This window comes from Pseudomonas sp. PvP025, assembly GCF_017832155.1.
Lineage (GTDB): Bacteria > Pseudomonadota > Gammaproteobacteria > Pseudomonadales > Pseudomonadaceae > Aquipseudomonas.
In genome coordinates, this window is record NZ_JAFIBJ010000001.1 from 1,562,510 (window position 1) to 1,587,641 (window position 25,132).

General features: G+C 65.5%; 2 protein-coding genes. Both read right to left on the reverse strand.

Features of this window, described 5'->3' with window-relative positions; all coding sequences use genetic code 11:
* Window positions 1–530 precede the first annotated feature (530 nt).
* On the reverse strand, window positions 531–11,018 hold the full coding sequence (locus JOE32_RS06315; RefSeq protein WP_209982417.1) for a non-ribosomal peptide synthetase: 10,488 nt from the start codon (window positions 11,016–11,018) through the stop codon (window positions 531–533).
* A gap of 3 nt (window positions 11,019–11,021) precedes the next feature.
* Window positions 11,022–25,055: a non-ribosomal peptide synthase/polyketide synthase gene (locus JOE32_RS06320; RefSeq protein ID WP_209982419.1), complete on the reverse strand. Its 14,034-nt coding sequence runs from the start codon at window positions 25,053–25,055 to the stop codon at window positions 11,022–11,024.
* Window positions 25,056–25,132: the final 77 nt, after the last annotated feature.

A 25,132-nucleotide genomic window follows, 5' to 3' on the forward strand; every position in this document is an offset into this window, starting at 1 on the left:
CAGTCGAGGAAAATACGCTATACCTGACACCTCTCAGAGCCTGGTTTTAGGGCTGCTGCGCAGCCCAACGCAGGACAAGCCTGCTCGCCACAGGGGATCTGCGCTTAACTGAACGGAGTTAGGGCGCGCCCTGCAACATCAGGCCGGAGCCTCTGTGGCGAGCGGGCTTGCCCCGCGTTGGGGTGCGAAGCGCCCCCAATACAGCAAAACGCGGTGTACCTGATACGGCTCAGCGCCTGGCTTTGGGGCTGCTGCGCAGCCCGACGCAGGACAAGCCTGCTCGCCACAGGGGATCTGCACTTAACTGAACGGAGTTAGGGCGCGCCCTGCAACATCAGGCCGGAGCCTCTGTGGCGAGCGGGCTTGCCCCGCGTTGGGGTGCGAAGCGCCCCCAGTCGAGCAAAATGCGGTGTACCTGATACGGCTCAGCGCCTGGCTTTGGGGCTGCTGCGCAGCCCAACGCAGGACAAGCCTGCTCGCCACAGGGGATCTGCGCTTAACTGAACGGAGTTAGGGCGCGCCCTGCAACATCAGGCCATCGCAGCGGCGAAGCTGCGAACGAATTCGGCGTTATCGATCAACCGATCATGGCTGGTCTCGATCAGTACCGAGCGTTCTATCGCTGATTGCCCGGTGACTTCCAGCATGCTTGCCTCAATCAACTGGCGATGCACCCCGGTACGGCTCAAGGCCGCCCACCAGCAACTGATCGGTGCCTTGATTGCCTTGAAGTCGGCATCATGCAGGCGCTGGCCGAGAATGCGGTCAACTTCCCAGGAAATCTGCGCCTCGTGACCACTGAGCAACTCATCCTTGAGTTCACGGAAGCGCTCACCCAGGGTCTGCTCTGCCCAGCGGCTGAATTCGGCCCACTGCTCGCCCTCCTCGGCGCCTGCCTGTCGCAGTGCTGACCATTGAGCATGAATGTGCCGCGATGACTCGGGAAACATCACCTCCAGCAACTCCACGCGCCGATCATTGGCAGAAACTTCCCGCTCGTCGACCATGACCGCCGTCGCCCAAAACGGCTTGACCCACTGCGGCGGCGAGGCGTCGATCCAACCGACACATTCCACTTGCCGTCCCGCCTGCTCCAGGCCGTAGGCAACCTCCATCGCCAGGTTGCCCCCCAGAGACCAACCGGCCAAGCGAAATGGGCCCTCGGGCTGGGCCTTCAACAATTGCGCCGTGTAATCCTCAACCATCGCAGCCCAGGCAGGCACTTCGCTGCCCTTCTCGGCCAAGGCACGACACATCACTCCCATTACCGGCCGTTGCTCACGCAAGGCAAGGGCAATCGCCTTGTAGCAATGCACCGAACCGTAGCTGGGATGGAACAGGTACAACGGTGTTCCCTGAGTCTGGCTGTTGAGCTTCACGATCAACGACTGCCCGGCACTTCCCTCAAGGCATGCCGCCTGCCCTGCGACCGTCGGGTTGAGCATCAACTGACTGACCGACAGCTCCGCGCCGACCGCCTTGCGAATGCGCTCCTTGAGCATCAACACCAACAACGAATGACCACCCGACTCAAAGAAATTGTCTTCGATGCCGACCTGCTCAACCTCCAGAACCTCGCGCCACACCGCCACCAGCGTTTGCTCAAGCGGATTGCGCGCAGCCACGAAACGTCGCTCATGCACGCTGGCGTCCGGCGCGGGCAAGGCCTTGCGGTCCAGCTTGCCATTGGGGCTCAGCGGCATCCGCTCCAACAGTACCCACTGCGCAGGCACCATGTAGTCCGGCAGATGCGCCAGCAAGTGAGCGCCCAAGGCGTCACGCCACGCCTGGGTCGACTCCTGCAGCACCAGATAACCTACGAGGTACTTTCCTTCATGGACCTGCACCGAGGCCTCGCGCACCTGTGGATGCTCGAGCAAGCGTGCCTCAATTTCACCCAGCTCGATGCGCAAACCACGCAGTTTTACCTGATGATCAAGACGCCCGATGTACTCGATCACGCCATCCATGCGCTGGCGCACCCGGTCGCCCGTGCGGTACAACCGCTCGCCAGGCTGGAACGGGCACGGCACGAAGCGTTCGGCGGTGAGGCCCGGGCGTCGATGATAACTGCGCGCCAGCCCGACGCCGCCCAGGTATAACTCACCGGCGACACCGGCGGCGACCGGCTGCAACTGCGCGTCCAGCACGTGCGTGCGCAGATTGGCGATTGGCCGACCAATCGGCACGCTGTCGCGCTGCTCATCCACGCATGTCCAATGGGTCACATCGATGGCAGCTTCCGTCGGCCCATACAGATTGAACAGGCCAGCGTTCGGCAGTTTGGCGAACACCTTTTGCTGGGCGTCCACAGGCAACGCTTCGCCACTGCAGATGATGCGCTGCAAACCCTTACAACGGGCGGCCTGCGGATCCTGGAGGAATGCCTGCAGCATCGAAGGCACGAAATGCAGGGTGGTCACCTGTTGCCGATTGATCAGCTCCACCAGACGTGACGGGTCGCGATGATCGCCAGGGGCGGCGACCACCAGTCGAGCGCCGGTCATCAAGGGCCAGAAAAACTCCCATACCGAAACGTCGAAGCTGAACGGTGTCTTTTGCAGCACCGTATCGTCGGCGTCGAGTGCGTAAGCCTGCTGCATCCACAGCAAGCGGTTGGTCAACGCGCAGTGGCGGTTGCCCGCGCCCTTCGGCTGGCCGGTGGAGCCAGAGGTGTAAATGACGTAGGCAAGGTTTTCAGCATCCACGGCCACGTCAGGATTGGTATCGGCATAGGCGCTCAGCCAGCGATCACCCTGTTCCACCAGCAGGCAGCGCTCGGGATCACTGATCGGCAGGGCCTGCATCACGTGCGCCTGGGTCAACAGCAGATGCACCTGGCTGTCCTCCAGCATGTAGGCCAGGCGGTCGCGCGGGTAGTCAGGGTCAAGCGGCACATAGGCGCCACCGGCCTTGAGCACGGCCAGAAGCGCCACCACCATTTCGATGGAACGCTCCATCGCCACACCCACCAGCACGTCCGGCCCTACACCCTGCTGTATCAGGCGGTGCGCCAGACGGTTGGCGCGAGCATTCATCTGCGCATAGCTCAGCGACTCTGCGGCAAACACCAAAGCCTGGGCATCCGGTGTACGGCTGACCTGCGCTTCGATCAACTGCTGCACGCTGTGCTGCAACGGATAATCCCGCGCCGTGTCGTTCCACTGTTCGAGCATCACCTGTTCTTCCACAGGCTCCAGCAGCGTCAACTGACTGACCCGCTGGTGTGGATCACCCAGCATGGCCTGCAACAGGTTCTGCCAATGACGCGCCATACGCTTGGGCGTGGCGGCGTCGAACAGGTCAGTGGCGTAAGTCAGGATGGCGCCCAACCCATCGCCGGTTTCCTGGGTGTCGAGGCTCAGGTCGAATTGCGCGGTCTGTGTCCCCCAATCCAGCCCTTCAATGGTCAGGTCCGGCAGTTGCTGGCCAGTGCTGGCCAGCCGCGCCTGGCTCTGGTGATTGAACATCACCTGGAACAGCGGGTTATGGCTCAGGCTGCGTTCCGGCTGCAGCGCCTCCACCAGTTGCTCGAACGGCAGGTCCTGATGGCTCTGCGCATCCAGCGCCCGGCGCTTGGCCTGCTGCAACAATTGGGTGACCGTCAGTTGGGCATCGATGTCGCCCTTGAGCACCTGTGTATTGACGAAGAAACCCACCAGACGTTCGGTCTCAACTCGATTTCGATTGGCGATCGGCACGCCGACACGAATGTCCTGCTGGCCGCTGTAACGGTGCAGCAAGCTCTGAAACGAGGCGAGCAAGACGATGAACAGCGTGACATTTTCGCGCTGGGCCAGGGCCTTGAGCCCCGCCACCAACGCCGGGTCAAGGCTGATCTCCAGGCTGGCGCCACGAAAGCTCTGTACCGCAGGGCGTGGCCGATCAATCGGCAGCTCCAGAACTGGCTGTTCGCCACCCAGCAACGCCTGCCAGTAAGCGAGTTGGCGATCACGCTCACCGGCGGCCATCCAGTCACGCTGCCACTGCGCATAGTCGGCGTACTGAATCGGCAACGCTGGCAGTTGCAGGTCCTCGCCCTCGCTGTAAGCGGCGTATAACTGCACCAGCTCATCCACCATCACTTGCATCGACCAGCCGTCGGACACGATGTGATGCTGCACCAGCACCAATACATGGTCGTCTTCGGCCAGGCGCAATAACGTCACGCGCAGCAACGGCCCCTGTTGCAGGTCGAAAGGTCGCGCAATCTCGGCCTCGACCAGACGTTGCAAATCAGCTTCAGTGGCCCGCGCCTGCACAATGTCCACTGCGCCCACTTCACGCACTACTTGCACGGCACGGCCTGCGTCCTGATACACCTGAGTGCGCAGGCTTTCATGCCGGGCCACCAGTGTTGCGAAGCTGCGCTGCAACGCCAGCGGGTCCAGCCAGCCACGCAGGCGCAATGTGCTGGGCACGTGGTAGGCGGCGCTGTGCGGGTCCAATTGCCAGAGGAACCATTGACGTTCCTGGGCATACGAGAGCGCCAACGGCCGTTGACGACTGACCGGCAGGATCGGCGGCGCGCTCGCCAACGATGCTTGCGGGTCGCTCAACGCCTCGACGAAACCCTGCAGCCGCGGTTGCTCGAACAGGGTTCTGAGGGGCACCTCTGTGCCCAACAAATGACGCAGACGCGAGATCACCTGCATCGCCAGCAGCGAGTGGCCACCGGACTCGAAGAAATGATCGGCCAGGCCGACTTGCTCCACGCCCAACACCTCGGCCCAGATGGCCGCCACCTGCTGCTCCAGCTCACTCTGCGGCGCCACATACACCTGCTGCATCAGACTCACATCCGGCACGGGCAGGCCCTTGCGGTCGAGCTTGCCGTTGGGGGTCAGCGGCATGCGCTCGAGGAACATCAGATGGGTGGGCACCATGTAGTCGGGCAAGCGGGTTTTCAGGGCGCTGCGCAAGGTTTCGCGCGCGCTCGATTGGGCGACGGCGTCCGTGAGCAGGGCCGTGTCCAGCGGCACCACGTAGGCCACCAGTTGTTTGCCGGTCGGGCCTTCCTGGGCCACCACCACGGTTTCGCCGACACTTGGCTGCTCACGCAGACGCGCTTCGATTTCGCCCAGTTCGATACGAAAACCACGGATTTTAACCTGATGGTCAACCCGGCCCAGGTAGTCCACCACCCCGTCCGGGCGGCCTCGGGTCAGGTCGCCGCTGCGATAGACGCGGCTGCCGGGCTGGCCGAACGGGTCCGGCACAAAGCGTTCGGCGGTGAGTGCCGGGCGCTCCAGGTAACCGCGCGCCACGCCCTCGCCGCCCAGGTACAACTCACCGGCCACGCCGATGGGCTGCAGATTGAGTTGCGCGTCGAGCACGTAGCCGCTGCGATTGCCCAGCAGCGTGCCGATGGGTGCGTACACGGCGCCGCACGGATCGCCCCGGCACGCTTTCCACAGCAAGGGGGTGACTACGGTTTCCGTGGGGCCGTAGCCATTGAACAGGTAGGTGGGCTTGAGTGCGCGCCAGGCCAGGTCATAGCTGGCCTGCGCCACGGCATCGCCGCCGAAGCAGTAGACCCGCACGGCCGGCGGGTTGCCGTCGCGTTCGGCGTGTTCGGCCAGTTGTTGCAGGTACACCGGCGGGAACACCGCCATGGTCACGTGATGGCGGTGCATTTGCTGGTAGGTGTACTCAGGCAGCCACAGGCTGTCGTCACGGATCAGCACGCTGGCGCCATTGATCAGCGGGTGCATCCAACCCTCGTGGGAGCCATCGAAAGCAAATGACATGAAGTGCAGTTCGCAGTCGGCCGGGCCGGTTTCATAGCGCTCGCCGGTGGCGATGATGTGCGCCACCAGCGGGCCGTGCGCCACCGCCACGCCCTTGGGCATGCCGGTGGAGCCGGAGGTGTAGATCACGTAGGCCAGGTTGTCGCCGTGCAGCGCGACATCCGGTGCGGTGTGGTTGTCGTCGGACCAGACGTGCAACTGGTCCACCGCCAGGGCTTGCAGCCCTTCGGGAATCGGCAAGCGCTGCTGCACCGCCGAGTGCGTCAGCAGTAACCGCGAACGGCTGTCCTGCAGCATGTACAGCAGACGATCACGCGGGTATTCGATGTCCAGCGGCACATACGCGCCGCCAGCCTTCATCACGGCGAGGAACGCCACCATGATCTCGGCGCTGCGCGGCATGGCAATCGCCACCCGCACTTCCGGGCCGACACCACGGGCGATCAGCGCCTGGGCCAGGCGGTTGGCACGACGGTCGAGTTCACCATAGGTGAGCTGTTCGTCAGCGAACTTCACCGCCACCGTATGCGGTGTTTCCTGCGCACGGTCGGCGACCAGTTGGTGCACCAGACGCCGGGACGAGAAGCCTGCGGCGCTGCGATCCCACAGTTCAAGGATCTGCTGCTGTTCGGCAGCGTCCAGCAGATTCAACTGGCCGAGGGCTTGCTGCGGGTTGGCGACCATGCCCTGCAGCACGTTCTGCCAGTGCCGGGCCATGCGGTGCACGGTGCCGGCGTCGAACAGGTCCCTGGCATAGCCGAGGGTGGCCCAGATGCCCTCGGCGGACTCCTGGATATCCAGGTCAAGATCGAAATGCGCGGTCTTGCTTTCCCACGCCAGGCCTTCCACCCACAGCGTCGGCAGTTGCTGCTGGACCTGGGCCTGGCCGACGTCGGTCTGGTGGTTGAACATCACCTGGAACAGCGGGTTATGGCTCAGGCTGCGTTCCGGTTGCAGCGCTTCCACCAGTTGCTCGAACGGCAGGTCCTGATGGGCTTGCGCCTCCAGCGCACGCTGGCGGGTCTGCTGCAACAGTTGCTCGACGCTCATCTGCCCGTGAAGGTCGGCCTTGAGTACCTGGGTGTTGACGAAGAAGCCGATCAGGCGCTCGGTCTCGCTGCGGTTGCGGTTGGCAATCGGCACGCCGACGCGGATTTCTTCCTGGCCACTGTAGCGATGCAGCAAGGTCTGGAAAGACGCCAACAGCAGCATGAACAGGGTCACGCCCTGCTGCCGGGCCAGGGCCTTGAGGCCCTCGGTCAGTTCGGGCGCCAGCTCGAACGCCAGCCGCGCGCCTTGATGGCTTTGCACCGCCGGGCGTGGGCGGTCAAACGGCAACTCCAGCACGCTCTGCTCGCCGCCGAGCATCTCGCGCCAGTAGGCCAACTGACGCTCCTTCTCGCCCGCCTCCATCCAGTTGCGCTGCCACAGCGCATAGTCCGCATACTGGATCGGCAACGCCGGCAACTGCACGTCCTCGCCCTGGCTGTAAGCGGCATAGAGCTGCACCAGTTCCTCGACCATCAGTTGCATCGACCAGCCATCGGAGACGATGTGATGCTGCACCAGCACCAGCACATGCTCATCGGCGGCCAGGCGCAGCAACGCCACACGCAGCAACGGGCCTTGCTGCAGGTCGAAGGGCTCGGCGATCAGCGCTTCGACGCGCGCCTGGAGTCGGGTTTCGTCGACCTCGGCCAGCGTGATCGGCAGCGCCAGGTGGGGCTCGATCACTTGAACCGTGCGGTCCGGGTCCTGGCGCAAGCGCGTGCGCAGGCTTTCGTGGCGGGCCAGCAGGGTGTCGAAACTGCGCTGCAAGGCCGCCGGGTCCAATTGCCCTTTCAGGCGCAAGGCGCTGGGGATATGGTACGCCGCGCTTGACGGCTCCAATTGCCACAGGAACCACTGGCGCTCCTGAGCGTAGGACAGCGGCAAGGGCTGTTCGCGCCCTGCCGGCAGCAACGGCGGCGCCTTAGAGAGCGTAGTGTCCGGGGTGTGCAAGGCGGCGACAAACGCGTCCAGCCGAGGGTGCTCGAACAGCGCCTTGAGCGGCACTTCCAGGCTGAGCGTGTGGCGAATCCGCGACACCACTTGCATCGCCAGCAGCGAATGCCCGCCCAGCTCGAAGAAGTGCTGATTCAGGCCCACACGCTCGGCGCCGAGAATAGCGGCCCAGATCGCCGCCACCTGCTGCTGCAGCGGCGTGACCGGCTCCAGCCAGTCCGGTTGCAACGCGCTCGCGTCGGGTTTGGGCAACGCCTGGCGGTCCAGCTTGCCGTTAGGGTTGAGCGGCATGCGGTCGAGGAAGATCAGGTGCGCCGGCACCATGTAATCGGGCAGGTGTTCGCGCAACGTTGCCATCAGCACCGCGCCGGCCTCGCCGCGCGCGGCTTCGTCCAGCGGTTGCGCGGGCACCAGATAGGCCAGCAGTTGATTGTCAGCCGCCAGCAGCAACGCTTCGCGCACACTCTGTTGGGCCAGCAGCAGGGTTTCGATCTCACCCAGTTCGATGCGAAAACCGCGCACCTTCACCTGATGGTCGACCCGCCCGACGTACTCGACAATCCCGTCGGCGCGGTAGCGCGCCAGGTCGCCGGTGCGGTAAAGGCGCGCGCCAGCGTCGCTGAACGGGTTGGCGACAAAGCGCTCGGCCGTCAGGGCTGGCCGCTTCAGATAGGCACTGGCCAGGCCCAGGGCGCCGGCAATGTAGAGTTCGCCCACGGCGCCGGGAGGCAGCAGGTTGAGGTCGCGGTCGAGCACGTACAGCCCGCGCCCGGGCAGCGCACGGCCAATCGGGCTGGCGGTCACACCGTTGATGACGCCGGGGTCGGTGCAGTCCAGCACACTCGAGACCACCGTGGCCTCGGTGGGTCCGTAGGTATTGAGCAGGCGCACATGGCCCAGCCCCGCCCGTTGCCACAGCTGCGGGCCATCGAGCGGCATGGCTTCACCGCCGATATGGATCTGGCGCAACGCACCATAAGAGCGGGTGCCCGCTTGCAGGCAATCCTGCAGAAACAGTTTCCAATAGGCCGTGGGCAAGTCGGCCAGGGTGATGCCCTGCTCGATGATCTGCCGGTACAACTGCGCGCCATCCCACAACTGCGGGCCACGCAAGACCACGGTGGCACCGAGGGTCAGCGCCGGGTAAAGCTGTTCGACAAAACCGTCGAAATTCAGCGTGGCGAACTGCAACACGCGGTCCTGCGGCACCAGCCGTGAGTAATCGGCGGCAATGCCGGCGAATTCGCTCAAGGCCCCATGGCTGATGGCTACGCCCTTGGGTTTACCGGTGGAACCGGAGGTGTAGATCACATAGGCCAGGCGTTGCGGCTCGAAATCGGTCGCCGGGTTGTCAGCACAACTCACTGCCAACGGCGCCTGGATCAGGTCGATTTCCACGGCAGTTACCCGCTCGGGCAGCGGCAGGCGCTCACGCAGGCCGGACTGGGTGAGCACGAGGCTCACACCGCTGTCCTCCAGCATGTGCAGCAGGCGCTCACGTGGATACTCGGGGTCCAAAGGCACGTAGGCCGCGCCGGTCTTGAGCACCGCCAGCAGGCTCACCACCATCGCAAAGGAACGCTCCACCGCGATGCCCACCAGCCCCTGCGGGCCGACGCCCCGGGCCATGAGCAAATGCGCCAGGCGGTTGGCCTGCTGGTTCAATTCGCCGTAGCTGAGGGCCTGGTCATCCAGGGCCAGGGCCTGGCGTTCAGGCTGGCGCTCGGCCTGGGCTTCGAACAACCGGTGCACCGCCTGCGCGGCAACGCCACAGGCCGGCGCATTCCAGTCTTCAAGCATCACGCGTCGCTGCGCCTCGTCCAGCATCGGTAACCGGGCAAGCACGCTGCGCGGGTCATCCACCACTGCCTGCAGCAGGGCCTGCCAGTGGTGCGCCAGGCGCTCGATGGTCGTGCCGTCGAACAGATCGGTGGCGTAGGTGAACGCCGCCCATAGCCCGTCGGCCGATTCGTGGGTGTCCAGGCTCAGGTCGAAATGGGTGGTCTGGCTGTCCCAGTCCAGTTGCGCCACACGCAGGCCCGGCAGCTGCCGGGCTTCCTGCCCGCCCTGGGCATCGGTCTGGTGGTTGAACATCACCTGGAACAGCGGGTTCTGACTCAGGCTGCGCTCGGGCTGCAACGCCACCACCAGTTGCTCGAACGGCAGGTCCTGATGGGCCTGGGCCTCCAGCGCGCGCGCCTTGGTCTGCTGCAGCAGTTGCGCAAAACTCATCTGGCCGTCGAGGTCGGCCTTGAGCACCTGGGTGTTGACGAAGAAGCCGATCAAGCGCTCGGTTTCAAGGCGGTTACGGTTGGCCACCGGCACACCGACGCGGATATCCGACTGCCCACTGTAGCGATACAACAGGGTCTGGAAGGACGCGAGCAAGAGCATGAACGGCGTCACGCCCTCCTGCTGCGCCAGCCGCTTGAGGCCGGCGACCAGCGTGGTCGGCAGATGCACCTGCAAGCTGGCCCCGCGATGGCTTTGCTGCGCCGGCCGTGGACGGTCCAGTGGCAGCTCCAGCACCGGCTGCTCGCCTGCCAGCAGGTTCTGCCAATAGGCCAACTGGCGCGCCTTTTCCCCGGCTTCCATCCAGCGACGCTGCCACAGGGCGTAGTCGGCGTACTGGATTGGCAGCTCGGGCAGTTGCGGCGTGTGCCCCTGACTGTAAGCGGCATACAGGTGCACGAGTTCTTCAACCATCAGTTGCATCGACCAGCCATCGGACACGATGTGGTGCTGCACCATCACCAGCACATGTTCATCATCGGCCAGTTGCAGCAGGCTCACGCGCAACAGCGGCGCCTGGTGCAGATCGAACGGCCGGGCCACCTGCGCTTGCACCTGCGCCATCAGCTGCGACTCGTCGACATGCGCCTGGCGGATCTCGACCCGCGCCTCGGGCAGCACGTGTTGCCACAGTTGCTCACCGTCTTCGACCAGTTGTGTGCGCAAGCTGTCGTGACGGGTCAGCAGCGTGTCGAAACTGCGCTGCAACGCCGCCAGGTCCAACTGCCCGTGCAGACGCAAGGCGCCGGGAATATGGTAGGCGGCGCTGTGCGGGTCGAGCTGCCAGAGAAACCACTGGCGTTCCTGAGCGAAGGACAACGGCAGGCTGTGGCCGTCCTCGCGGATCGAGGCAATCGGCAATTGCGCGAAGCTCATGCCACGGCTGTGCAGACGTTGGTAGAACTGCTGGCGCTGTTCCAGCGGCAGGCGAAGAAAGCGCGAAACCAGGTCGATGTTAGGGTTGGAAAGCATGGGTCAAATCGCCTCTAGTTCGCTCAAAAAGTCACGAAGGTCATCAAAATCTTCCACGGTACCGGCGCGCAAGGTGGCGGCGGCCTGCACGTAGGCCTGCAGCGATTCGGTCTGGAACAGCTCCATCAACGGCACCTCCAGGCCCAGTTCGGCCTGGACCCGCGAGGTGATCTGGATCGCCAGCAGGGAATGCCCGCCCACTGCAAAGAAGTTGTCGTTCAGGCCCACCTGCGGCAGGTGCAGAATGTCGGCCCAGATGGCGGCGACCTGCTGTTCCAGTTCGCTGACCGGCGCCACGTAGCGCTGCTGCATCTGGCTGGCGTCCGGCACCGGCAGGGCCTTGCGGTCGAGCTTGCCGTTGGGGGTCAGCGGCATCTGCGCCAGAAACACCAGGTGCGCCGGCACCATGTAATCCGGCAGGCGCATCTTCAGGGCGCGGCGCAGGGTGTCGCGCCACTCGGCCTGGTCGGCCACAGCCTCTGCCGCCACCACGTAGGCCACCAGTTGCTTGCCGGTCGGGCCGTCCTGGGCGACCACCACGGTTTCACCGACGTTGTCCTGTTCGCGCAGGCGCGCTTCGATTTCGCCCAGTTCGATACGGAAACCGCGGACTTTCACCTGGTGGTCGACACGACCGAGGTAGTCCACCACGCCATCGGGACGCCCACGGGTCAGGTCGCCGCTGCGATAGACGCGGCTGCCCGGCGTGCCGAACGGGTCCGGCACAAAGCGTTCGGCGGTGAGTGCCGGACGCTCCAGGTAACCACGGGCCACGCCCTCGCCGCCCAGGTACAACTCACCGGCCACACCGATGGGTTGCAGGTTCAACTGCGCATCCAGCACATAGCCGCTGCGGTTGCCGAGCAAGGTGCCGATGGGGGCGTAGACGGCGCCGCACGGGTCGCCCTGGCGCGCCTTCCACAGCAAGGGGGTGACCACGGTTTCGGTGGGGCCATAGCCGTTGAACAGATAGGTGGGCTTGAGCGCGCGCCAGGCCAGGTCATAGCTGGCCTGCGCCACGGCATCACCGCCAAAGCAATAAACCCGCACCGCCGGTGGGTTGCCGTCGCGCTCGGCGTGCTCGGCCAGTTGTTGCAGGTACACCGGCGGGAACACCGCCATGGTCACGTGATGGCGGTGCATTTGCTGGTAGGTGTATTCGGGCAGCCACAGGCTGTCGTCGCGGATCAGCACGCTGGCGCCGTTGATCAGCGGGTGCATCCAACCCTCATGGGAGCCGTCGAAGGCAAACGACATGAAGTGCAGTTCGCAATCGGCCGGGCCGGTTTCGTAGCGCTCGCCAGTGGCGATGATGTGCGCCACCAACGGGCCGTGGGACACCGCGACGCCCTTGGGCATGCCGGTGGAGCCGGAGGTGTAGATCACGTAGGCGAGGTTGTCGCCGTGCAGCGCGACAGCCGGTGGCGCGTCGCTGTAACCGGCCCAGTCCTCGGTGCGGTCGATGGCCAGCGTCGCCAGCCCTTGCGGAATCGGCAGTTGCTGCAACGCGCAGGTATGCGTCAGCAGCAGCTGTGCGCGGCTGTCCTGCAGCATGTACAGCAGACGATCACGCGGGTATTCGATGTCCAGCGGCACATACACGCCGCCGGCCTTCATCACCGCAAGGAACGCCACCATGATCTCGGCGCTGCGCGGCATGGCAATCGCCACCCGCACTTCCGGGCCGACGCCCTGGGCGATCAAGGCATGGGCCAGGCGGTTGGCCTGGCGGTCGAGCTCGCCGTAGGTCAGGGTTTGCGCGTCGAACTTTACCGCCACCGCCTGCGGCGTTTCCCGCGCGCGGTCGGCGAACAGTTCATGCACCAGCCGCTCAGCCGAGAAGCCGGAGTCGGAGCGATTCCATAGCTGAAGAATCTGCTGTTGCTCCTCCGCATCCAGCAGGTTGAGCGCACCGATGCTCTGCTGCCGGTCGGCGACCATCGCCCGCAACAGGTTCTGCCAGTGGCCGGCCATGCGCTCGATGGTCGCAGGGGCGAACAGGTCGGTGGCGTAACTCAGGGACGCGCGCAACGTGTGCTGGCTTTCCTCCACGTCCAGCGCCAGATCAAACTGGGCAATGTCGTCGTCCCAGCTCAACACGTCGATATTCAAGTCGTCCAGGCGTTGCAAATGGCTGTCGACGGAGGTCTGGCGATGGTTGAACAACACCTGGAACAGCGGGCTCAGACTCAGGCTGCGCTCGGGCTGCAAGGCCTCCACCAGTTGCTCGAACGGCAGGTCCTGATGAGCCTGGGCCTCCAGCGCGCGCTGACGGGTTTGCTGCAACAGCTGCTCGACGCTCATCTGCCCGTGGATATCGGCCTTGAGTACCTGGGTGTTGACGAAAAAGCCGATCAGCCCTTCGGTTTCCAGGCGATTGCGGTTGGCAATCGGCACGCCGACGCGCACGTCTTCCTGGCCGCTGTAGCGGTGCAGCAAAGCCTGATAAGACGCCAGCAGCAACATCGGCAAGGTCACTTCACAGCGTTGGGCCAGGCTGCGTAAATCGGCCAACAGCGGCGCCGGCAACTCGATGCCCAGGCGTGCGCCGCGATGGCTTTGCACGGCCGGGCGCAGGTAGTCGAACGGCAATTCCAGCACCGGTTGCGGGCCGCCCAACTGCTCGCGCCAGTACGCCAATTGACGCGCCTTCTCACCGGCCTGCATCCAGTTGCGTTGCCACACAGCGTAGTCGGCGTACTGGATTGGCAGTGCCGGCAACGCCGGCGTGCGGCCGTGGCTGAACGCGGCGTACATCTGCACCAGTTCCTCGACCATCAATTGCATCGACCAGCCATCGGAGACGATGTGGTGCTGCACCAGCACCAGCACATGCTCGTGGGCCGCCAGACGCAGCAGCCGGACCCGCAGCACGGGCCCGCGCAGCAGATCGAACGGCTGCCCGATGATCTGCGCAACGTCGGCTTTCAAGCGGGCTTCATCGCTGTCGCTCACCTCGACTTCGATCAGCCCCGATTCCTTGATGACCTGCACCGTCGCGCCACCTTCCTGGCGCACGTGCGTGCGCAGGCTTTCATGGCGCGCCAGCAAGGTGTCGACACTGCGTTGCAGCGCGGCCAGGTCCAGCGGGCCGCGCAAACGCAGGGCGCTGGGAATATGGTACGCGGCGCTTTCGGGGTCCAGTTGCCAGAGGAACCACTGGCGTTCCTGGGCGTAGGACAATGGCAACGGCTGGCTGCGGTCAACCGGGACCAGCGGCGGTGCAACCACCGCCTCCTCGCCCAATGCCCGCACGAAATCACCCAGCAACGGTTGTTCGAACAGGCGCTTGAGCGGCACTTCCAGCGCCAGCGCCTGGCGCACGCGGGACACCACGCGTGTGGCCAGTAACGAATGCCCGCCCAATTCGAAGAAGTGATCGTCGAGGCCGACCTGCGGCACGCCCAGGACGTCGGCCCAGATCGCCGCAACCTGTTGCTCGCGCGCGCTGACCGGCGGCACATGGCCTTTGCTCGGCAGCGCGGCGTCAACCCTGGGCAATGCCTTGCGATCGAGTTTGCCGTTGGGGGTCAGTGGCAGGCTGTCGAGAAATATCACCTGCGCGGGCACCATGTAGTCCGGCAAATGTTCACGCAGGGCGGCTTTATAGGACGCCTGGGGTTGCGGTTCGGCGGTCACCAGATACGCGATCAGGCGATCATTATCGGCCAGCACCACGGCCTCGCGCACATCGGCAAGCTCGCGCAGGCAGGCTTCGATTTCGCCCAGCTCGATACGGAACCCGCGCACTTTCACCTGATGGTCGACCCGACCGATATACGCCACCACGCCATCGGCGCGGTAGCGCGCCAGGTCGCCGGTGCGGTACAGGCGCTCGCCCGGCGCACCGTAGGGGTTGGGCACAAAACGCTCGGCCGTGAGTGCCGGCCGCGCGTGGTAACCGCGCGCCAGGCCGATGCCGCCGATCAGCAGTTCGCCTGCCGCACCGACCGGGCTTGGCGTCAGTCCGGCGTTGAGGATGAACAGCGTGGTATTGGCCACCGGCCTGCCGACAAAAGGCTGCGCGGTGGTCAGGCGATGGGCCGCCGACCAGATGGTGGTTTCGGTGGGGCCATAGAGGTTCCACACCGGGCCTTGCAGATCGAGCATGCGCTGGGCCAGGTCGACCGGCAGCGCTTCACCGCCGCACAGGCGCTTGATGCCGCTCAACCATTCGGCGCGCGGGCTTTCCAGCAGCATGCGCCAGCTGGATGGTGTGGCTTGCAGCACGGTGGCGGCCTGATCGCGGGCCAGGTCGATGATCGCTTCGGGGTCGAGCGCCATTTCCTGTCCGCTCAGCAGCACCGTCGCGCCCACGGTCAACGGCACATACAGTTCCAGCGCAAAGATGTCGAACGAGAAGGTGGTCAGCGACAGCATCCGTGCCTCGCGTCCGATCTCCAGGGTAGCGGCCATGCCGCTGGCAAAGCTGCACAGCGCCTGATGCGGCACCATCACGCCCTTGGGCCTGCCGGTGGAACCGGAGGTGTAGATCACGTAGGCCAGGTGCTGCGGCGCCACCTCGACCTGCGGGTTGTGCTCGGCACTCTCGGCAGCGTCAATCGTCAACACCTGCACGCCGTCGGGCAGCGGTAGGCGCCCAAGCAACTGCGACTGGGTCAACAGCACCCGGGCACGGCTGTCGTCGAGCATGAACGCCAGGCGATCGGCGGGGAACTGCGGATCCAGCGGCACATAGGCGCCACCGGCCTTGAGGACCGCCAGCAGGCCGACCACCATCGCAAGCGAGCGCTCGACATGCACGGCCACCAGCACGTCAGGGCCCACGCCCGCGGCGATCAGGCGATTGGCCAGGCCGTTGGCGCGACGATTGAGTGCGCCGTAGCTCAAGGCGTCGCCGTTGAATTGCACGGCGGTCGCCTCCGGCTGCGCCAGCGCGTGCGCCTCGAACAGCTGGTGCACGCAGCGCTCGCGCGGGTAGTCGACCTGCGTGCGGTTCCAGTCTTCGAGCATTTGCCGGCACTGCGGCGCGCTGAGCAGGGTCAGCTCATCCAGCGCCTGCGACGCATCGCGTACCACCGCATGCAGCAGGGTGTGCCAGTGCTCGGCCATGCGCGCCACGGTCGCGGGCAGGAACAGGTCGGTGGCGTAGGTCAGCGAAGCCCACAGGCCATCGGCGGACTCTTCGGTTTCCAGGTTGAGGTCAAACTGGGTGGTGTGCGCCGCCCAGTCCACCGGCTGCAGGTCCAGCCCGGCCACTTGCAGCGGGGCCGTGCGCAGGGTGTCCTGATGATTGAACATCACCTGGAACAGCGGGTTATGGCTGAGGCTGCGCGCCGGTTGCAGCGCTTCCACCAACTGCTCGAACGGCAAGTCCTGATGGGCCTGGGCTTGCAGGGCGTGCTGCTTGACCTGAGCGAGCAACTGGTCGAAGGGCATCTGCCCGTGCAGGTTGGCCTGGAGCACCTGGGTGTTGACGAAAAAGCCGATCAGGCGCTCGGTTTCCAGGCGATTGCGGTTGGCAATCGGCACCCCGACGCGCACCTCGGACTGCCCGCTGTAGCGGTGCAGCAAGGTCTGGAACGACGCCAGCAGCAGCATGAACAGGGTCACGTCCTGGCGCTGGGCGAGTGCCTTGAGTTCGGTCACCAACGAGGCGTCCAGATGAATCTGCCGCCGCGCACCGCGATGGCTTTGCACCGCCGGGCGCGGGTGGTCCAGCGGCAGTTCCAGCAGCGCATGCTCGCTGCCCAGCCTTGCGCGCCAGTAATCGAGCTGGCGCTGCTGCTCGCCGGCGGCCATCCAATCGCGTTGCCACTGCGCATAGTCGGCGTACTGGATTGGCAACGCCGGCAGTGGCGCGTGGCCCTGATACAGCGCCACCAGTTCGTCCACCATCACTTGCATCGACCAGCCGTCGGAGATGATGTGATGCTGGGTGATCACCAGCACCTGGTGCTCAGCGTCGATTTCCAGCAGTTTCACCCGCATCAACGGACCGTTGCGCAGGTCGAAGGGACGCTGGATTTCCTGCGCTACGGCCTGCTCGATGGCCAGGGCGTCGATGGCTTGGCGTTCGATCGGCAGGGCGAGGGACGCGTGAATCTTTTGCCAGGTACGCTCACCCTCCTCCACAAAGGTCGTGCGCAGCGGCTCGTGACGTTGAATCAGGCACTGCAGCGCGCGCTCGAGGGCCGCCGTATCCAGTTGACCGCGCAGGTGCAGCGCAGTGGGCACATGGTAGGCGGCGCTGGTGGGGTCCAGTTGCCAGAGGAACCACTGGCGCTCCTGGGCGAAAGACAGGGCCAGTGGTTGGTCTCGGCCAATGGCCGTCAGCGCCGGCGCCGTATCGGCCTGCAAGCCGGCGCAGGCCAGGGCGAAGGCTTGCAGGGTCGGCTGTTCGAACAGCGCGCGCAGCGGCACTTCCAGCGCGAGTTCATGGCGCACTCGCGAGACCACCTGGGTGGCGAGCAATGAATGGCCGCCGCGCTCGAAAAAGTGGTCATCAAGGCCCACCTGCTCAACCTGCAACACCCTCTGCCAGATCACCGCCAACTGCTGCTGCAGCGGGCTTTGCGGGGCACGGTAAGCCTGCCGCGTCAGGTTCAGGTCCGGTGCCGGCAGTGCGCGGCGATCCAGCTTGCCGTTGATGTTGAGCGGCAAGGCGTCAAGGACCACCCATTGCGCGGGCACCATGTAGTCCGGCAATGACCGGCGCAGGGTCGCCGCCAGCGCCTGGGTGTCCAGGCTGTGGGCCTGGGCCGCAACGACGTAGGCCACCAGCTGTGCACCGGTCGCGCCCGGCAGGGCCAGCACGGCCGCCTCACGCACCTGCGGCAAGGCTTGCAGGCCGGCCTCGATTTCGCCCATCTCGATACGGAAACCGCGAATCTTCACTTGGTGGTCGATGCGCCCCACGTATTCCAGCGCACCGGCCTCGGTGTAACGGGCCAGGTCGCCGCTGCGGTAGAGCCGCGCGCCGGGGACGCTGGAAAACGGGTCCGGCAGGAAGCGTTCGGCGGTCAGCGCCGGACGCTCGAAATAGCCCTGGGCCAGGCCGGCGTGGGCACCGATGCACAATTCGCCGACGCCGTCGGTGGCCAGCAGCTCGAAACCGCTGTCGAGCACATACAGCGCACGGCCCGCAATCGCGCGGCCAATGGGCACGCCAAACGCGTCGCCGGCATCGGCCAACTGGCAGGCATGCACGCTGGACACCACCGTGGCCTCGGTCGGCCCGTAGGTATTGAGCAAGCGCACCGCGCCCAGCCCGGCCGCATGCCAGGCGCGCACGCCTTCCACGGCCATGGCTTCACCGCCCACGTGCACCTGACGCAGGTTGCCCAGGGAGCGCCGACTCTCAGCGCACTCCCTGGCGAGCAAATACCAGTAGGCGGCCGGCAAGTCAGCCAGGGTCACGCCCTGCTCGACGATTTCCCGGGCCAGTTGCCCGGCATCCCACAGTTCATCGCCGCGCATAATCAGCGCCGCGCCCGCACACAGCGGCGGGTAGCATTGCTCGACAAAGCCGTCGAAGCTGAACGTGGCAAATTGCAGCACACGGTCTTGTGTGGTCAGTTGGCTGTAGCTGTGGGCGCTGTCGCAGAACTGACCGAGGGCGGCGTGATCGATGGCCACGCCCTTGGGCTGGCCGGTGGAGCCGGAGGTGTAGATCACGTAGGCGAGGTCTGCGGCCTGCGCGTGGTTGGGCGGATTGCTTGACGGATAATCGGCCAGTTCTTCACCGCCGGCGCTGAATGCCAGGCGCGTCAGTGCTGGGGGCAGCGGCAACTCGACCAGCAGCCCGGTTTCGCTGAGCAACAGGTCCAGGCGGCTGTCCGCCAGCATGTAGGCCAGACGGTCGGCCGGATAGCTCGGGTCCAGCGGTACATAGGCGGCGCCGCTTTTGAGCACCGCCAGCAGGCTGACAATCAGTTGCGGGCCGCGCCGCGACGCCAATCCCACCCGCTGTCCCGGCCCTACGCCCAGCTCCAGCAAGCGGTGCGCCAGGCGGTTGGCCCGCGCATTGAGCGCGGCATAGTCCAGGCGCTCGCTGCCCGCCTGCACCGCCAGGGCGGCCGGCGTCGCCAGGGCCTGGGCGGCGATGCGCTGATGTACCCGCAGAGGGCGCGGGGCCGCATCGGGCTGTTGGCTGAGGGCGAGCACCTCGCGCTGCGCGCTGGCGTCCAGCAGTTGCAGGTTGCCCAGGCAGCTGTCGGCATCCGCCATCATTTGCGCCAGCAGATGCTGCAGGTTGGCGCTCAATCGCGCCACCTGCGCGGCACTGAAGCGCGCGCGGTCATAGCTGAATTCCAGACGCAGGCGCTCGCCCAGTTCGATGCCAAGGGTCAGCGGGTAGCTGGTGCGCTCGTGGTTGTGCAGTGCCCCGAAGGTCAGCCCGGCAGGCGCGCCCTGCTTGAGTGCTTCGGCGACCGGGAAGTTTTCGAACACCAGCAGCGTGTCGAACAGCGCTGCGCCCTGCTGGCCGGCCCAGCCCTGGATGGTGTAGAGCGGCACGTGTTCGTGGTCACGCAGGCTGAGGTTGAGCGCCTGCAACTCGCCCAGCCACGCGCCTGTCGACTGGGCCGGCGAGGCGGCGCTGATGATCGGCAGGGTGTTGATGAACAGGCCCAGTTGCTGCTCGATGCCCGGCAGCGGCGCGGACCGCCCGGCGACCGTGGCGCCAAACACCACGCAGTCCTGGCCGCTGTAGCGTTGCAGCAACAGGCTCCAGGCGCCTTGCAGCACGGTGTTGAGGGTCACTTTGTGCTGGCGCGCGAACGTGCCGAGGGCGGCGCTGAACTCACTGCCAAACGCCACCTGATGCTCGGCCATGCCCACGCCGTCCACCGGCGCACGCAGCGCATCGGCCAGCAGGGTCGGCGCCTGCACGGGGGCCAGGGCGGTTTTCCAGAACGCTTCGCCGGATGCCTGCTGTTGCAGCCAGCCGAGGTAATCGCGGAACTGCCCCAATGGCGCAGGCACCGCCTGGCCCGCGTAATGGGCGATGACTTCGCCGAGCAACTGGGCGTTGCTCCAGCCGTCCATCAGGATGTGGTGACTGGTGAAAACAAGGTGCCAGGCAACCCCGGCACCGCGCACCAGCAGCAGACGGAACAGCGGCGCGCGGTCGAGCGCGAAGCCCTGCTCGCGCTCGGCATCGGCCAGCGCATCGACGTCGGCGTCTGGGTCTTCAATCACCTGCAATTGCAGGTCGACCTGGCGCTGGATCAGTTGATGGGCACTGTCCAGGCCCAGCCAGTGGAAGCTGCTGCGCAGGATATCGTGACGGTCCAGCGCGGCCTGCCAGGCACGCCCGAACTTCAGCAGGTCCAGGCCTTCGATATCCAGGCGCAACTGGTTGATGTAGGCCTGCGCCTCGGGTTCGTAGAGGGTGTGGAACAGCATGCCCTGTTGCATCGGCGACAACGGGTACAGGTCGGCGATGGCCGGCCCCGGCACCGGCAGCGCATCCAGCTGCTGCTGGGTGAGGCGCGCCAGCGGGAAGTCCGACGGCGTGACTTGCCCGGCAGGCGTGGCACAGCAATGGGCGATCAGGGCCTTGAGTTCGACGGCGTATTCATCCGCCAGGCGCTGGATGGTTGCCGCGTCGAACATCTCGCGACTGAAGCCCCATTGCAACGCCAGTTCACCGCCGTACACCTGCCCTTCCACCGTCAACCAGTTGGCCAGCGGCGCCTCGGGGTCCTGGGCCAGGCCGCTGCCCTGGGTGGCCGGAACGAACAGCGCCGACTCATCGAACTGGCGATCGAACTGGCCCAGGTAGTTGAAGGTGATGCGCGGCGCGGTCAGATTCGACAAGGCAGCGCCAGCGTCGGGCGTGCCGAGGTAGCGCAACAAGCCGTAGCCGATGCCTTTATCGGGCACGGCGCGCAATTGCTCCTTGACCGCCTTGATCGCACCGGACAACTCACCGCCCGCCTCCAGCCGCAACGGAAACAGGCTGGTGAACCAGCCGACCGTGCGGCTCAGGTCGAGGCTGTCGAACAGGTCTTCGCGGCCATGGCCTTCCAGTTGAATCAACGCGGCCGGTTGCGCGCTCCAGCGGCTGATGACGCGCGCCAGTGCGGTCAGCAACAGGTCGTTGACCTGGGTGCGGTAGGCCGCCGGGGCGTGCTGCAGCAGTTGGCGCGTGTGCTCGGCGTCAAGGCGCACTTCGATCCTGCTGCCCAGACGGTTCTGCAGACCGCCCTCGGGGTGGTCGCAAGGCAGTTCGGTGTCGACGGTTTGCGCCTGCCAGTACGGCAGTTGCCCGTTGAGGGTTTGCGCGTGGTCGTGCAGATGCCGCGCCCAGTGCTGATAGGCGCTGGTCTTCGCCGGCAGCGCGGCATCATGGTAGGCCTGTTGCAGGTCGTCCAGCAGGATGCGCCAGGACACGCCGTCCACCACCAGGTGGTGGATCACCAGCAGCAAACGCTGGGTGCCATCGGCCATGTTCACCAGCGCCGCGCGCAGCAGCGGGCCTTGCGCCAGGTCGAGACTGCGCTGGGCTTCATCGCACAACGCGGCCAGTTCAGCATCGCTGTCGGCACGGCACTGCCACAGCGCCGCTTCGGCCACCGGTGCGGCGTGGCTTTGTGTCCAGCCTTCGGCCTGCGACACAAAGCGCAGGCGCAAGGCGTCGTGATGGTTGATCAATTGCGTCAGCGCTGCTTCAAGGCGAGCAGGCGCGAGGGTTTCGCGCGGGGTCAGCAGCAGGGACTGGTTCCAGTGATGACGCGCCGGGATCGCCTGGGCGAAAAAGTGCTGCTGCACCGGGGTCAGGCGCACCTCGCCTTGCACCGGTTGCTGGTCGATCAGGCTGACCTGCTCGACACTTGCCACCAGCGCCAGGCTGCGCACGTTCTGGTACTGGAACAGGTCGCGCGGACTGAGACGAATCCCCGCCTGACGTGCGCGACTGACGACCTGGATGGAGATGATCGAGTCGCCGCCCAGTTCGAAGAAGTTGTCTTCCAGGCCGACCTGCTCTACACCGAGCACATCGGCCCAGATCGTTGCCAGGGTCTTTTGCAGGGCATTTTCCGCTGGGACAAAGGCTTGCTGCGGCGCGGCGTCCGGCGCAGGCAATGCCTTGCGGTCGAGCTTGCCATTGGCGGTCACCGGCAGTTTGCTCAGGTGCACGAAGTGGGTGGGCACCATGTACTCGGGCAGGCTGCCGAGCAGCCAGGTGTTGAGATCGGTTGGCGCTTCGCCTTCCGGCACCAGCCACGCCACCAGTTGTTTGCCGCCATGCACCAGCACCACGGCTTCACGCACCTGCGGGTGCTGCATGAGGCGGGTTTCGATTTCGCCCAGCTCGATGCGCAGGCCGCGCAGCTTGACCTGATGGTCGAGGCGCCCAAGGTAGTCGATCACGCCATCGACACGCTGGCGCACGCGGTCACCGGTGCGGTACAGGCGCTCGCCTGCGGTGAACGGGCTGGGCACGAAACGCTCGGCCGTCAACGCCGGGCGCCGATGGTAGCTGCGCGCCAGGCCGATACCGCCCAGGTACAGCTCACCGGACACGCCGGCAGGCACCGGGTTGAGCTGCGCGTCGAGCACGTAGGTGACGAGGTTGGCAATCGGACGGCCGATGGGCACGCTGTCGGCGCCCTCGTCGACGCAGGTCCAGTGGGTCACGTCGATGGCGGCTTCGGTGGGGCCGTAAAGGTTGTACAAGGCCGTCGCCGGCAGTCTGGCGAACACCTGCTGCTGCGCATCCAGCGCCAGGGCTTCGCCGCTGCACACGATGCGCTTGAGGCTGGCGCAGGCCTGCACGCCGGGCTCATGGATAAATGCCTGCAGCATCGACGGTACGAAATGCAGGGTGGTAATGGCGTGCCGGCCGATGGTCTCGATCAGCCGCGCCGGCTCGCGGTGTTCGCCGGGGGCGGCGACCACCAGGCGTGCGCCGGTCATCAGCGGCCAGAAGAATTCCCACACCGAGACGTCGAAGCTGAATGGGGTTTTCTGCAGGACTGCGTCACTGGCGTCCAGCCGATAGGCCTGTTGCATCCAGCACAAGCGGTTGACCAGCGCGCGATGGCTGTTGCCGGCGCCCTTGGGCTTGCCGGTGGAACCGGAGGTGTAGATCACGTAGGCGAGGTTCAGCGCATCGACGTCGACCTGGGGCGCGTGCGGACTGAAGGCGTCGAACCCGCTCAGCGCAGGGTCGAGCACCATGACCTGCAGCCCGTCCGTTGGCAGCAACGTGAGCAAGGCATCCTGAGTGAGCAGCAGCGCGACGCCGCTGTCTTCGATCATGTAGGCCAGGCGCTCGCGCGGGTACTCAGGGTCCAGCGGCACGTAGGCGCCACCAGCCTTGAGGACCGCCAGCAGGCCTACCACCATTTCGACGGAGCGCTCGACGCAGATGCCCACCAGCACGTCAGGGCCGACACCGCGCTCGCACAGGGCGTTGGCCAGTTGGTTGGCGCGGGTGTCGAGTTCGCTATAGGTCAAGGTGCTGGCGCCGAACACCAGCGCGGGGGCGTGCGGGGTGCGTTGCACCTGTTCGGCGATCAACCGATGCAGGGCGCGCTCGCTGGGGTAATGTTCGGCGGTCTGGTTCCAGGCCTGCACCAGCAGCGTTTGCTCGCTTTCGTCGAGCATCGGCAATTCGCCAACACGCTGTTCGCCGCCGCTGACCATGGCCTGCAACAGGCTGATCCAGTGCTGCGCCATGCGCTCGATGGTCGGCGCATCGAACAGGTCGTTGGCGTAGGTCAGCGCAGCATGCAGGGTGCCGGACTTTTCCCAGGTGTCCAGGCTCAGGTCGAACTGGGTGGTGCGGCCCTGCCACTCCACCTCGGACAGCGCGAGACCCGAGGCGGTGCTCACCGAGGCAATATCGGCCACCACCGGCTGGTGGTTGTACATCACCTGGAACAACGGCGTGTGGCTGAGGCTGCGTTCCACCTTGAGCGCTTCCACCAGGCGCTCGAACGGCAGTTCCTGATGCGCCTGGGCGCCGAGCGCATGCTCTTTGATGCCCTGCAGCAGCTCGCCGATGCGCGTCTGCCCGGTCAGCTCGGTGCGCAGCACCTGGGTGTTGACGAAAAAGCCGATCAGCCCTTCGACCTCGCTGCGATTGCGGTTGGCAATCGGCACGCCGATGCGAATATCGCCCTGGCCCGTGTAGCGATGCAGCAGCACATTGAACGCACCGAGCAACAGCATGAACAGGGTTACGTTGTGTGCTTGCGCGCAGCGACGCAGTTGGGCGGCCAGCGCGGGGTCGATCGCGAAGTTATGGCGGGTGCCCCAGTAACTCGGCAGCGCCGGGCGCGGGCGATCGGTGGGCAACTCCAGCACCGGGTGTTCATCACCCAGGCGCGCCTGCCAGTAATCGAGCTGGCGGGCCTGCTCCCCGGCTTCCAGCCAGCGACGCTGCCACAGGGCGTAGTCGCTGTACTGGATCGGCAGCGCAGGCAGTTGCGGCTTCTCGTTGCGTTCATGAGCGTCGTAGAAACGGATGAACTCGTCGATCAACACGTTCATCGACCAGCCATCGGACACGATGTGGTGCAAGGTCAACAGCAGGACGTGCTCCCGAACGTCGAGCTTGAGCAGTTGGACGCGCAGCAGCGGGCCGGTTTCCAGGTTGAATGGCTGCAGCGATTGCGCAGTGGCCGCCGCAGCGACTGCCTGTTCGCGCGCAGCGGCGGGCAGGTTGCTGATATCCGACTGTTCAATAATCAATGATGGCTCGACGGCGACCTGCTGCAGGCGCTCATCGGCCTGACGCTGGAACACCGTGCGCAGGGTTTCGTGGCGCGCGATCAGGCTGGCGAATGCCTGCTCCATCGCGGGCACACTCAGCGCGCCCTTGAGCCGCACCGCACCGGGCAGGTTGTAGGCGCCGCTGGCGGGGTCCAACTGCCAGAGAAACCACATGCGTTGCTGCGCGTAGGACAGCGCCTGGCGGTCCTGCGCCTCCACGCCTGCCGGGATCGGAAACCGGGAAAAATCCACCCCTTCGTTCTGCAACGCCTGCAGGAACAGCTGGCGTTTTTCCAGGGGCAACCTGATAAACCGGCGAGCAAGTTTCAAGGAGTCTTCAGCATTCATTTCAAAGGGTCCGGAGCAATAGGCAGGAAGCACAAAGGCACGTCGTCCCTATAAAACGAACCGCGAAGGGAAAAATT